Below are 12,919 nucleotides of genomic sequence, written 5' to 3' on the forward strand. Positions count from 1 at the left end.
AGTCTACTGTCTCTGGTTCGGCTTCTCCCGGAAGCGTCCGATATCCAGAATCTCACAGATCAATTCAATCATCCTGAAGCAGAAAATTGACGACTGGGCGCGGCGATGCCGCGAACTCGGGATCGAACCACGGCTAAAGTTCTCGCTACACGAGTAGCGATGGCGCCTTGCGGCTATGGCACCCCTGCGAGTGGGCTGCGCGCCGGATGCTAAGATCAAGACATGGCAAGCCAGAACGACAGCGTAAATAAGCCGGCTCAAGAGCACCCGGCTGCCTCATCTGTTGTCGTGGCGTCAATGCCGTGGGTTTTTACCCAGCATCTTCCTCTTACGTCTGGCACCTTCATAGAAGAGGCGAAGGCTCGGGGAGTCCAGATCGACGCCTCCACGCTTCGCGCACTATACAGACATCAGGTGCTGGCGCCCTTCATTGTCATCCGAAACCGTCCGGTTGGCGAGGCTGCCCCTGGCCCATACGCCGAGCCAATCCGTGCGGGAACGACACTACAGCTATTGCGGTCTGGGCGAAATTCCGGGCGCCTACAAGATCCATCGACGCTGCCATACAGGCCGCGGCTGAGTTTCGCTTCCCTCAACAATAGGTCGAGCGAAGGTGTCTTGTACTCGTGGCATCAACTACTAATGCTACCCGAGATTGCAGATCTTCTGGCTCGCCGTCGCTATCACCTACGGGGTAGGAAGCCCGTGGCTTCTCTGCCTCGTCCAGACAAACACGTGGTGGATGTTCTCGGCCCTCGATACAGAAAGATTGCCATCGCGGTTACTGCATTGGAGCCGCGCTATCTGCCTAACCTTGACCCGGAGTGGATCAATCTAGTCAATGCCGAAGCCGATGAATGGGATCAGTACCAGCAGCGATTTGACCCCGTAGCCGCTAGTCACATTTTGGCTTATTCGGCCGAGGAAGCCAGAAACGACGCCGAGCACTTGCTGATGCGGGCACACTTTATTGATCCTCTCGGAGGTTCCTGGTCCCGATTGGCTCGCCGCGCACCTCGTTCCTCTTGGAAGGGCCTTAAAGGCGCGGCGCTCATGGCAATGACGCTGAGGGAGACGGCCGAGATATTGCTGCGCTTCTATGAGGATCTCTCGAAGCGTGGAGCGGCGCCAGCCCTACCGGCCATCCCGGGTAAAGTCTTCCACCCACTTCTAGAGCGGCTCAGCTATCGCCCTGACTCCCTTGACGAAGACCTCATGAGCCTAGGCCTCTCCCCGCATCCACGGGTCGTGCTCGCGCTAGAAGGAGAGAGTGAGGAAATACATGCCCCCAAGGTCTGGCAAGCCTTGGGGTTCCCCAAAGCTCCCGAACTAGTACGCATTCTGAAGATGGGTGGGGTGGACCGCGATCTAGAGAAGGTGGCTGCCTTGGCTGCCACCCCACTCATTGGACAGCGGCACGGTGAATACTGGGCGCTAATTAAGCCACCGACGAGGCTCCTGATCGCTGTCGACCCAGAGGGAAAGCAATTCGGCACACCGGACAAGATCGATCAGACTCGCCGTAAGATCGTCGACGAGATACGCGCGGTCTTGAAAGCACAGGGGGTACAAACCACGGATGACGAACTGGAGGAGCTTGTAGAAATAAACACCTGGTCATCCTCGTGCTATGAATTTGCACACTTTAGTGATGAAGAATTGGCTACGGCAATCGTCGGGGTGCATACCGACGCCAATGGACTCAGCTTCACTGATCTGGTTGCAGCGCTGGCGACCGAACGCAAGCGACGCAAGGACATCAAAGAGGTTTGGAGTCAATGGAGGTATAAACCGAGCAAGGTTGATCTAGCCAATTGGCTCTGGCCAGTGCTTGAACGTAAGCTGAAGGTGCTGGATGTCGATCCGGATGCCACGCCGCCCGAGATCGCGGTAGTGGTCGCATCTGCGTTCGCAACAGCGCAGAGATGGCGCTACTCCTCTTTCGTTCTCAAGGCGACCGACTAGCACTATGCAAGTCCACTCGCGGACGTCTTGAGTGCTGCATTCTTGCCGACGTACCGTTGCGTCCGCAGCCACACCACCTGATGAGTCTGATTCACAAAATGGCGGGACTGCGCCACAGCTTCGCCGCACCCGCAGCGGCAGGCGCGCGCACAAGCGGCGACAGTAGCGCTCCGCTTCTCTATGTTCACCCTGAGCGACTTCGAGTACAATTGATCTAGATCCGTCCGAAACGTCGGGTTTGAAAGCCGCTCCACGAGGGGCACCCGTTGAACGGCAGCGTTCTCGCAGGTCAGATACTCGCCCACCGTTCCTCCTCTGATCGTTTGGGCCTGTTTGGTCACAGATTGGTCACGGCCGCGCCGTGACCGAAGTGGACGGACGAGGGAGTCCGCGGGCCGGTGGCCGGGCAGTCTGACGCAGGCGCACCCGGTTCCGCGTCGTCATCACCCAGGCCATCGGAGTCGTCCGAGTCGGTCGCGTCGCCGCCGTCCGCCTGGTCCTCGTCTGCCTGCACGCCCGTGCCGAGGATCAGGCCGGCAACGATTTCCGCAGCGTCGGAGTGCATGCCGGGCAGGACGTGACTGTAGGTCTCCAGGGTGATCGTGATGCTGGAGTGCCCCAGCCGCTCGGAGACGACCTTGGGATGCACGTTGCTCGCGAGCGCGAGGGTTGCCCAGGTGTGCCGCAGGTCGTGCAGCCGGATGACCGGCAGGCAGAGGCGCCCCACCCACCGGAGGAACGCGCGGGAGGTCCGTTCCGGGTGCATGGCCCGGCCGTCCCAGTGGGTGAAGACAAGATCGGCCTCTGGCTCCCTGCCGAGCAACGCCAGCTCCTTCAGCTTGCTCTCGCGCAGGTCACGCAGCGCCGTTACGGTGGCCGTGTCCAGGGCGATGACCCGCGTGCCGCGTACGGTCTTCGGGTCGCTGAACACCGGCACCCGGCCGGTGCCAGACGTGGTGACGTCGACGAGCGTCCGACGGATCGAGATGCGCCCCGCGTCCAGGTCCACGGCCGACCAGGCGAGCCCCAGCGCCTCGCCGCGCCGCACGCCAGTGGTGGCGAGCAGCAGCCACAGGGTGTAGGTCGGTTCCTCGCGGGTGGCGTCGAGGAAGGTCCGGAGTTCGGCGTTCGTCCAGGTGCGGATCTTCGTGTGCCGGTCGGCCTGGGCCTTCCGCCGCGGCGGCTTGGTCCGGTCCGCCGGGTTGCGCGGGATCAGGTCCCATTCGACCGCCGTCTTCAGCGCGCCCCGAAGGATCGTGTGGATGTAGAGCACGGTCCGCGGTGACAGCCCATGCCCCCGGGCATGGTCGGCCCGGCCAGCTCGGAGCAACTCGGCATAGAGGGCTTGCAGGGTGGCCGTGTCGAGGAGCTGGAGTCGCACCCCGCCGAGCCGGGGCAGGACGTGCAGCCGCAGGTTCCGCCGGTAGGACGCCAGGGTCGACGGCCGCAACTCACCCTCGACTGCCGGAAGCCAGCGCGTCTCGATGAACTCCCGAACGGTCAGCCGGGATGGCTCGACGTATGTGCCGGCGGCGAGCTTGCCGAGAAACTCCGTAAGCGCCACCTGTGCCGCCTTCTTGGCCGCGAACCCGCGCCGCCTCGCCTGCCTGCGCGCCCCGCCGTGGGCGGTGATGTCGACGACGAAGAACCATCTGCCGGAAGCGTCCTTGCGGACACTGCCCTGACGGCCGGCGCTCACGAAGCCGCCCGCCGATCGACGCCGAGCAGGTCGAGTAGCGCGGCGGACGGGATGCGGATCTTCCGGCTGGACAGGCGAATGATCGGAGTGGGCCACCGACCGTCACGCACCATCTCGTAGGCCGCGGTCCGCCCGACGCCGAGGATGCGCGCTGCCGTGGGCAGGTCGAGCACGGCCGGAAGCCGGTAAAGGGCGTCGAGGGTGACGCCGTCGCCCTCGCTTGGCTTCGCGGAGCCGGGTAGCGCCCGCACGGTCTGTGTACGGATCATTTGGTCAGACATGGGCAGTGCTCCCGTCGTGATGGCGAGGGTCAGGCTGCGTCGGACAACGGTGGTGGGCCGGTTGCCGGAAGATGTGTCCCGTCGTCGGCGGCGCGGGCGGCGTCGAGCTGGGCGCGCCAGGCGTGGCGTTGGGCGACCGCGTGCAAGAGCAGGTGTTCGCGGCGGGGTGCCGCCGGGTCGCCGGGGCGTAGGAGCTGCCAGGCCGTCCGGTCCGGGTTCGGCTCGGCACTGGCGTCGCCGCCGAGGGCTTCGAGCTGCTGGCGGATGAAGGCGATCCGGTCGTGGCGGTGGTCGGTGAGGGTCTTGCCGGACCAGCGGCGGGAGACCAGCACCCGCCGGCCGCCGAAGCCGAGCGTCTCCCGCCGGTGCGCCTTCCCCTTGCACCGCCCAGGGACGAGGCCGGGCCGGGCATTGCGGGGTTGGACGCCGTAGCGCAGCCAGTTCGCGCAGGTCGGGGAGCACGGTTCGTGCCGCAGGGCGTCGGCGAACCGGTCGAGGTGGGCCCGTTGGGCGTCGCTGGCCAGGTCGTGGCAGGCGTCGAGGCTCTTGGTCAAATACTTGGTCAGGTAGCCGATCATCCGGCTGGTCTGCGTGCTGTTCGCGGTCACGCCGTCCGCACGCAACTGCGGGCCGAAGCGGACGACGTGGGCGGGTTCGTCGTCGTCGCCGATCGCGTCGAGGGCGTCATCCCAGGCGACCAGGGGCAGGCCGATGTCCGGGTCGACGTAGCCGCCGACCGCGTCAGCCCAGACGGGCACGTGACCGTCGAGGTAGACCGGTTCGTCAGACGGTGGCCACCACACCTGGTGGTAGGTGGCAGCCGCCACCAGGCGCAGCATCGCCCGCGGCACGGTCCCGCGGATCGCCGCGTGCAGGTGGGGCGCCAGACGGCGTTGCGGTTCGAGCGCGGCGAAGTACTGGACGTCCCAGCCGACCGCCCGGCGCAGGTTCTGCCAGAAGCGGTCCAGCAGCTTCGGGAAGTGGATCGCGTCCCGCGCCGCCCGTCGGTAGTCGTACGAACTCGGGCCCACCGGGGTCCCATCCGAGCGAACCCGGCCGTAGCTGTCGCAGGTCAGCGTCAAGAACATCGACGGCCGCCACACCGTGCCATCCGGGGCGCTGAACGTCCGGCCGACGGTACGCCGGTCGACGGGCAGCCGAGGCAGGTCGGGAGCGTCCTGCCGCCGGCGCGTCGAGCGGCTCCGGCGAGGCCGATCGCGGTTCTCCGGCGCAGCCTTCCCCCGCACGCCCAAGGCGTTCAGCTCGTCGTCGACCTGGCCGATCAGCTCGTCGATCTCCCCGACCTGCGCCAGGTCCCCGGCCGCCTCGACCTCCGCCCGCGCGGATTCGAGGTCCGCGCGCAGGGAGGCAAGGGCCTTGGCGTCGTCGGTGGGCGGATGGGGGCGGGCAACGGTTCGTCGTCGAGGTGCCAGCCGGTCTTGCACTGCGCCATCCGCAGCCGCCGGGCTTTCTCCGCACACGGAGGACATGCCGATGCCAAGGTGGCGCCGCAGGGAACGGGGATGATCTGCGTTTCGCCGGTGTCCAGGTTGGTGCGGCGCATCGGCAGCGGCCGGATACACACGCCGTTCTCCAGCGCGACGGCTTCGACGACCTGCCGGGCGAGCGGCATCCGCATGCGCGCCGCCCGGGAACCCGGACGCTCGCTGCCCCGGTCAGGGTCCAGGGCGGCGGCCGGGGCGGGGCCGGGAATGAGGGACGAGACGGTCACTCGGGTGGACCTCCGGTCGGACGAGGGGACGGGTAGCGGGGGTGCCGCGCCGGTCAGGCCGCGTCGTCGAGCCCGTCGAGCGGGTCGGATCCGTCGCCCCGGTCGCCGCCGAAGCTGTCGACATCGGGTGTCCACCCACCGGCCGCCGATGGCGGGCGGTAAGTGAGCACGGTCCGGTTGATCTCGGCGTCATCGACGTACGCCGCCCGCACGCGGACCGGGTCGGGGTCGCCGTCGTGCAGCACGTAGCCGACGCCGGGCAGGGACCGGGGGATTTCCTCGGCCCGCGCGCCGCGTTCCCGGGCGCCGGAGCCGAGGACCAGGTCAGGCTGTTCCGGTTCGGTCATCCGCAGTGCCACCCGGACCGGGAACAGGTCCCGGAACGGGAGCACTTCCTTGCGCGGGTCCTGCACCGCCGCCAGGACCACGACCCCCGGCGCCCGGACCTGGGACAGCAGCAGCGGCAGGGCCGCGCCGATCCGCTTCTTCAACTCTCGGTCGGTCACGTACGCGGTCAGTGAGGCGATCTCGTCGACGACCAGCACGATCAGCGGTTCGTCGACGGTCGGGGTGTGCAGCCGGGTTACGCCCGACAGTCGGGCTGTCCGGTCTTGCAGGACGGTCACGGCGTCGTCGAGGAGATCCGCGATCGTCTCGGTCGTCGTCGCGAACCGGGTGAACATCGGCCGGCCGAAGGCCAGCTCCATGCCGCCCTTCGGGTCGCAGACCCACAGCTCCACCAGCCCCGCGGCCACCGCCGGGCCGAGGCCCCGCAGCAGCGACCAGAGCACCGAGCCCTTCCCCGCCCCGGTCGCCCCCGCCACCAGGATGTGTGTCCCGCGCACGGGCAGCGTCCAGGGTGATTCGTCCTCACACCGGCCCACGACCACCGAGGACAGCCCGGCCACGAGCCGAGCGACCAGACCCCGGTCCGGGGCGACCTGACGCGGACCGTCGGTGTTGACGCTGCCAGGGTCACGAGCAGCGCCGGCACCATCCGAGTCCGGTCCGTCGAGGTCGGCCGGCAGAACCGGCCGGGTGAGCGGGTCACGGCGGTGGAAATGCACCCGGACGAAACGGAACGTCTCCGCCTGCACCTGGCAGCGGCGAGCCCGGAAGATGTGGCGTAGTGCCTCGGCCTGTTCCGCCCACTGCTCCGGGGTCTGGCCCGGCAGCAGCTCCACCCGCAGTACATCGACGACGCGGGAGGAACGGATCGTGCGGATCCGCGGAAAGTACTCATCAAACGTCACCTGATCGGCGTTGGACGTCGGCATCCGGATGGCAAGGTCGGTGTGCACCATCGCCGAACGCCACCGCCAGCGGTACACGATCGCCAGCCGCACCCGACCAAGTGCCCAATGCCCCAGCCAGGCCAGCGACCGCGGATGCACCCGCCGCCAGCCGAGGGCCACCAAGACGAGCCCGCCGACCAGCGCGCCCAGACCCACCAGGCCGAAGCGGTGGGTGAACAGCAGCAGGCCCACCGTGACCGCGACAGCGACACGGTGCCGGAAACACCAGCGGACCGCCAGCCATAGGCCCTTGCAGGCGACCGCGAGCAGCAGCATCCACAGCGGCACCCGCATCTTGTCGGTGCGGGTGGGAACCCGGGGGCCGGGACGATCGCCGTTGATTCTGGACATGACAAATACCACTCGTTTTCGAGCGCGCGAACCACAGGGTCGGGAGGGGGGAATCAAGCGGACGGCCGAGCGAGAAAGCCAGGCCGCCGACGGAAAGAAGGAGCGAAGGCTACGCGGCGCGACTCTCGACCGCGTCCGCGGAGTTCTCGGCGGCGTTCGCCGCCTCTTCGGCGTCGAGCTGGCGGGTTTCGCAGACGATCAGGTATTCGTTCACCGCCGCCAGCAATGCATACGCGAACTCGATGTGGTTTCCGGCCGGGACATCGGCGGCGGCCGAGAGGGCCAGGCTCGTCCCGCCCGCGTCGACCGCCAGGATCGGCGGGCGGTTCGGGTAGGTGTGGCAGGTCACCGACCAGTCGGTCCGCACGCCCAGTACCAGCGACCAGTACGACGCCCTCGCCGCGTTGCGGCTCACGTCGTGGCCGCTCACGCTGCCACCGCCGACGCCCGACGGCCCGACGTGCCCACCGCCTGCATCGTCCCGGCCCGCAGCGCGAACCCCTGGCGCGGACGGGACCCGGTGGTGTCCACCCACGGCGTCACCGTCAGGCCCTCGAACATCACCGGCCGGAAGGGCGTACCCGGCAGCACCTCCGGGGGAACCGGCTGCACCTCCGCCGTGATCTTGACCTTGACCTCCGCCTGTCGGGCCGCGGGGTCCGCGTCCAGCACCCGCACCACCAACACCCGCTCGCCGGTGTCCTTGTCCCGCGCCTGCACATCCGACAGGCCCGCCTTCACCTTGTCGTAGTCACTCGCCGCCTCCACCCCCAGCACGAACGCGCCGGCAGGAAAGACGTCCTCGAAACGCACCGGAATACGCGTGGGAACCGCCATCGACGATCAGCCTCCGTTAGAGTCGCCCTCGTGGCCGGTGGTCCGGCCGCTGTCGGGCAGCACCCACAATGCGCCGCTCGCCGAGCGCTCGCCAAGCGCATATACGGCTCGATATAACGTGCCGCCATAGAAATGCGCTCAGCGTTGCGGGAGCCTTCCGGACCGCACTCGCCAGCCACTATTGTTTGACGGTCGACAAACAACGGGGAAGGGGTCGGCCACGATGCTGCGCGACACTGCGACAGGCGAGGACTGGCCCGCGGTCGGTCAGGCGATCAACGCTCGCATGCGGGAACAGCGGATCACTCAGCAGGCGCTCGCCACCACGTCCGGGGTGTCGGTGGCCACCTTGCGCGAGCTACAGCGCGGGACGAGCCGCCGCCGAGCCCAGGACAGCACCCTCGTTGCCATCTCCCGCGCGCTCGGGTGGGCAGATGACCATCTGCTTGTGGTGCTACTTGGAGCCCCGCCCACCGCGGTCACGTCCCCGGCACCGCCGATAGACCGGCAGATCCTCGATGTCCTGCTGCGGATCGAGCGCCGCATGGCCGACATCGGCGCCCACCTGCGGGTCCCCACCGCGGTCCGTGACGTCCGGGACGGGGACCAGCAGGCCGAAATCAGCGATGGGCCGGATCCGACAACGGTGTAGCTCCGCTATCGGGTCCGGCCCATCGGCCGAGACACAGGTCATCCGTCAGCCGGACGGTGTTCCTCCCGGGGGAAGGTCCTGGTCGGTGGCGCCCGCGAGCCGGCTGACGAACAGGCGCACGGTGGTGAGGGCTTCGTCGTAGCCCGCGCGGAACGCCTGCCGTTCGCCGGAGGTCATCCACCGCGACCGGTCCGGCGCTGCGTCCGGGATGTCGAGCACCGAGCCGTGCAGGGTCAACAGGTGGCGGCGGGTCGGCAGGTCCCCCGGCAGCCGGTAGACGAGGACCACGTCAACATCCCCGAAAGCAGCGGCGAACTCCACTTCCCCGGGCAGTTCCCCGAGCGCGCGGAGGAGGTCCGCGACGCCCGATCCGGGCTGTACCGCGAGCGCCCATTCCCCGGACCCCCATGGCACCTTCACCACTGCCGGCCGCGGAACGCCACCACGGCCCTTCTCCGTCTCGGTCACCGAGGGGGTCACCGCAGTTCCCGCGGTCGCTCAGGCAGGTGCTCCACCGTTCCACCAGACACCATCCACCCAGCACCGGATGCCGGACCGCCGACCAGAAACCGAAGCGGACACACCTGATGCTCCGCCCACCCGTGCTCGGTCGCGTAGCGGTCGGCGTCGGCCGCCGACCGGAAGGCAACCACGGTTTCCCGGATCAGGCCGCTTCCGCCGGACTCGAAGCGCACCGCCCCGAACAGCAGAGCGCTCCCACCGTCTCCCCGCTTCCTCACGATCTCGCTTGTTGACGTCATGGTGTCCTTCCCGTCGAGTCGTTACCAGGACGGCCGTCCTTGCCCACCACGTCGGCTGTGATGGGCGCAGGTCCGGGACGCCCCGACGTACGCTGACGCCGATCTACAGTTCGGAATAGATACGAGGCTGAATACCGAGCGTGGATACACTGGCTGACAGTGCGCAGATCACCACAGCGCAGACTCGTCCAACGGGAGCCACTGCCATGCCCGGACACCGCCCCCGCCCGCTCCCCGTCGCCCCGACCGGTCTGTGGGACCGGCGCGACATGGCCGCCGCCCTCGCCGAACGCGACATGAAGACCGTTCTGACGATCTACCGGCGGTGGACCGGCGCGTCCCAGTCACAGATTTCGATCATGACCGGGGTGCAGCAGCCGACGATCAGCCTCATCCTCAACGGGAAGCGGCACGTCACCAGCATCGAGACGTACGAGAAGTTCGCCGAGGGACTCGACATCCCCCGCGAACGTCTCGGCCTGGCCCCCGCCGAGGCCACTCCAGCAGCCGAAGCCGCCCCGGCGAGTGGACCGGACCGCCGGACGGTCCTCGCCGTCGGAGCAGCGTGGGCGATCGACGAGGAGCTCGAAGAGGTCACCCGCCGCATGCAGGCGTTCGCCGCCTCCAACGTCAACAATGACTCCCTGGAGCAGGCCGAGACGAGCATCGAGGTCATCGGCCGCCGGTACGAGACCAGTGACGCCGCCACCGTCTACCCGGTCGCCCTGAAGCAGCGCCGGTGGGTCGCCGAACTCATGGCTGGGCATCAGCACCCGTCGCAGCGCAAGCACCTCTACCTGATCGGCGGGAAGCTCTCCGGGCTACTCGGCTACCTCGCGTTCGACCTCGGCAACGAGCTGGTCGCCCGTGCCTACTGCAACGAGGCGATGGGCCTTGCCAAGGCCGCCGGACACAGCGACCTGGCCGCCTGGGTCCGCGGCACGCAGAGCTTCATCGCCTACTACGGCGGCCGGTACCGCGAGGCCCTCGACCTGGCCCGCGACGGGCAGCGTTACGCCCGCGGCGGCCCCGCCTCCATCCGGCTGGCGATCAGCGGCGAGGCCCGGACCCTGGGCAAACTCGGTGACGCCGCCGGCGTCGATGAAGCCGTAGGCCGGGCACTCGCCGCCCACGCGAAGATCGAGGACGCCGACCCGGTCGGCTACTTCCTCTCCTTCGACCCGTTCACCGCGTCCCGCATCGCCGGCAACGCCGCCTCCGCCTACCTGGCGGCCGGAGCCCACGAGCGCGCCCGCGAGTTCACCGACCAGGCAATCCCGATTTTCGCCGCCGCCGGCTCCACCGCCAGCCACGCCCTGACCCTGGTCGACGCGAGCATGACCTACCTGTCCGGCCCGTCCCCCGAGCCCGACCGGGCCGGGGCGCTCGTCAGCGAAGCCCTGACCGTCGGCGCGGATCTACGATCCGAAGTGGTCGCCCGCCGAGCGAAGGACTTCCTGACCAGCGCCGCCCAGTGGCGGAAAGTCCCGGAGATCGCGAAGGTCGAGGACTCGGTGAAAGCGTGGCGGACACTCACCGCATAACCTCTCTGCCCGTGGCCCTCACCCCTGAGCAGCAGGTCGACGCCGAGGACTGGGAATCGTTCCGCCACGCCGAGCGGATGGCCGACCACTGGTGGTGGCGCCCGGGATGGCGCCCCGACCGGCACTACCTGACCTGGTACCTCGTCTTCCACGACCAGGCCCTCACCGACTACGTCGCCGGCTTTCAGCGCGCACTCGCCGACCTGGACTACCTCGACCCGGTGCCCGTCGACGGCCTGCACCTCACCGTGCAGGGAGTCGCGTTCGCAGACGAGATGCCCGCCGACCAGGTCGAGGCACTCGGGAAGGCCGCGGACGAACTGTGCGCGGACATCAACCCGTTCACGCTGACGGTCGGGCCGATCGCCGCGTACACCGGGGGGACCTTCCTGCGCACCGCACCATGGCAGCCGGTCGCCGATCTACGGGAACGCCTGTGCACCGCAGTCGGCCAGATCCTCGGCCCGGACGCGGTGCCGGACGAGCCCGCCATGTTCAAGCCGCACATCAGCGTGACCTACTGCAACGCGGACCCGCCCGCGGCCGAGGTCATCCGCTGCCTGACCGAGCTACGCCAGCAACCCCCGATCAGCCTGCCGGTCACCAGCGTCGATCTCCTCGAACTCCGCCGGGACGGACACGCCTACCGCTGGGACATCCGCCACCACGTCGACTTCACCGGCTGAGCGTCGTCCAGGGGACACCGTGAGCAAGCCGAGGCGTACCGCGTGCGTACCGTGCCGTTGCCGAATCCGTCGTTTTAGGATCAAGAGCCGCGGTGCGGACCACCGCCGCGCGACGGCTGCGCGCGGCCGTGGGCGGCCGTGCTCGCCGGTGCGTCGGCAGCCCGCACCGCGAAGGCGATCCCCGGACACCTGGAGATGAACACTGCGGTTCCAGCCCAAGTGATCCAGCCATGGAGCGATGATCTGGCCGGTATCCCGCCGTCGCGCACGCCAGGGGGCAGAAAAGCAAGCAGGGGGCACGCCAGCGGACGGCCGGGAGACAGAGCCAGTTGCAGCGGACAGCCCGACCCGTCCGCCCTGCGAGCGGCGAGACCTTCTGTGGCCACCCTGCGAAACGATCTTTACCCGAGGGGCTCCCGCAAGCCGGCGGATGAGGGGGGGACATGATCGCGTGGATCGCTGCTGCGAGAGCAAGCGATCGGCTCGGCCCGGCTGCCCGTTTACCTGCCCCTTTGGGGTCCGAACAGTCGAACGCAGGGCAGTGAAGGGGAAAGCAGTGATAACCAAGCGCAACAAGCCATTCGGATGGATAAATTCTTAGATCAGACAGCAACGATCCTGCTACTGTCCGACTCATGCGCCTATTGTCCCGTTACTGGGGGTACCTGGTCTTGCTTGCCGTAGTGGCCTTTTGGGTGACAGGTGCAGGCGGAGCCATAGTCGTGATCGTGTTCTCCGTCGCGGCTGCGGTCTACTTCCTGTTCCAAGTGCCGGTCTGGTGTGGGGCAGTGACCCGTGACCAGAGGTTGTGCCGCAACAACTCATCGGGGCTGCTGATGGGCTGTAGCCTCCGACAGCACAAGTGGCAGAGAGTACGGATGACCGTCGTGCCACACGCGTGGCGTGAGCTCAACCGTGGCCTCTGGATATCACCGTCCGTTAGCGTCGCGACCCTTGCCGCCCTGTCGAGCGTGGTCTCTGCTCTCGCCGCCGTTGTGGCCCTCCTGGTGAGTGGTTGAACTCAGATCGGGGCGACGAGGAGCCGGTTTGGATCCCCACCGTCGCGCACGCCGGCGGAACCTGTCAAGATTTTTGAGGCAAGATTCTTTGTGGACT

General features: G+C 67.9%; 11 protein-coding genes and 1 pseudogene. 4 read left to right on the forward strand and 8 right to left on the reverse strand.

Annotation, left to right across the window (positions count from 1 at the left end):
• Window positions 1–705 precede the first annotated feature (705 nt).
• The gene (locus AC08OV_RS19360) at window positions 706–1,965 is read left to right on the forward strand and encodes a hypothetical protein (RefSeq protein ID WP_476615558.1); all 1,260 of its coding nucleotides are present in this window, start codon (window positions 706–708) and stop codon (window positions 1,963–1,965) included.
• 337 nt (window positions 1,966–2,302) lie between these two features.
• Here the strand turns inward: AC08OV_RS19360 and AC08OV_RS19365 are convergent, their stop codons facing one another.
• The 6 genes and pseudogenes from AC08OV_RS19365 to AC08OV_RS19390 form a co-directional block, all read right to left on the reverse strand.
• The gene (locus tag AC08OV_RS19365; protein WP_476615559.1) at window positions 2,303–3,664 is read right to left on the reverse strand and encodes a tyrosine-type recombinase/integrase; all 1,362 of its coding nucleotides are present in this window, start codon (window positions 3,662–3,664) and stop codon (window positions 2,303–2,305) included.
• On the reverse strand, window positions 3,661–3,945 hold the full coding sequence (locus AC08OV_RS19370; RefSeq protein ID WP_476615560.1) for a helix-turn-helix transcriptional regulator: 285 nt from the start codon (window positions 3,943–3,945) through the stop codon (window positions 3,661–3,663). The genes AC08OV_RS19365 and AC08OV_RS19370 overlap by 4 nt, the downstream gene beginning before the upstream one ends.
• A gap of 29 nt (window positions 3,946–3,974) precedes the next feature.
• Window positions 3,975–5,584 (reverse strand): annotated as a pseudogene (locus tag AC08OV_RS19375) (replication initiator).
• Window positions 5,585–5,730: 146 nt separating this feature from the next.
• Window positions 5,731–7,323: an FtsK/SpoIIIE domain-containing protein gene (locus AC08OV_RS19380; RefSeq protein WP_476620065.1), complete on the reverse strand. Its 1,593-nt coding sequence runs from the start codon at window positions 7,321–7,323 to the stop codon at window positions 5,731–5,733.
• A 109-nt stretch (window positions 7,324–7,432) separates the two neighbouring features.
• The gene (locus tag AC08OV_RS19385; protein ID WP_476616124.1) at window positions 7,433–7,753 is read right to left on the reverse strand and encodes a hypothetical protein; all 321 of its coding nucleotides are present in this window, start codon (window positions 7,751–7,753) and stop codon (window positions 7,433–7,435) included.
• Window positions 7,750–8,160, reverse strand: a complete 411-nt coding sequence (locus tag AC08OV_RS19390; RefSeq protein WP_476616125.1) for a plasmid replication, integration and excision activator — start codon at window positions 8,158–8,160, stop codon at window positions 7,750–7,752. The genes AC08OV_RS19385 and AC08OV_RS19390 overlap by 4 nt, the downstream gene beginning before the upstream one ends.
• A 223-nt stretch (window positions 8,161–8,383) precedes the next feature.
• On the opposite strand from AC08OV_RS19390, the gene AC08OV_RS19395 reads away from it, so the two are divergent.
• Complete coding sequence (locus tag AC08OV_RS19395; RefSeq protein WP_476616126.1) at window positions 8,384–8,812, forward strand: helix-turn-helix domain-containing protein; 429 nt, start codon at window positions 8,384–8,386, stop codon at window positions 8,810–8,812.
• 45 nt (window positions 8,813–8,857) lie between these two features.
• On the opposite strand, the gene AC08OV_RS19400 is transcribed toward AC08OV_RS19395, so the two are convergent.
• Window positions 8,858–9,280 (reverse strand): hypothetical protein, encoded by a 423-nt coding sequence (locus tag AC08OV_RS19400; protein ID WP_476616127.1) that lies wholly within the window; start codon window positions 9,278–9,280, stop codon window positions 8,858–8,860.
• 8 nt (window positions 9,281–9,288) lie between these two features.
• Complete coding sequence (locus AC08OV_RS19405; RefSeq protein WP_476616128.1) at window positions 9,289–9,573, reverse strand: hypothetical protein; 285 nt, start codon at window positions 9,571–9,573, stop codon at window positions 9,289–9,291.
• Between the two features lie 206 nt (window positions 9,574–9,779).
• Here AC08OV_RS19405 and AC08OV_RS19410 point away from each other — a divergent pair, with 206 nt between their 5' ends.
• Window positions 9,780–11,117, forward strand: a complete 1,338-nt coding sequence (locus AC08OV_RS19410) for a helix-turn-helix domain-containing protein (protein ID WP_476620066.1) — start codon at window positions 9,780–9,782, stop codon at window positions 11,115–11,117.
• 11 nt (window positions 11,118–11,128) lie between these two features.
• Window positions 11,129–11,803, forward strand: coding sequence for a 2'-5' RNA ligase family protein (locus AC08OV_RS19415; RefSeq protein WP_476616147.1), 675 nt, complete (start codon window positions 11,129–11,131; stop codon window positions 11,801–11,803).
• Window positions 11,804–12,919 lie beyond the last annotated feature (1,116 nt).

It is taken from the genome of Frankia sp. CeTa3Moorea (assembly GCF_978021225.1).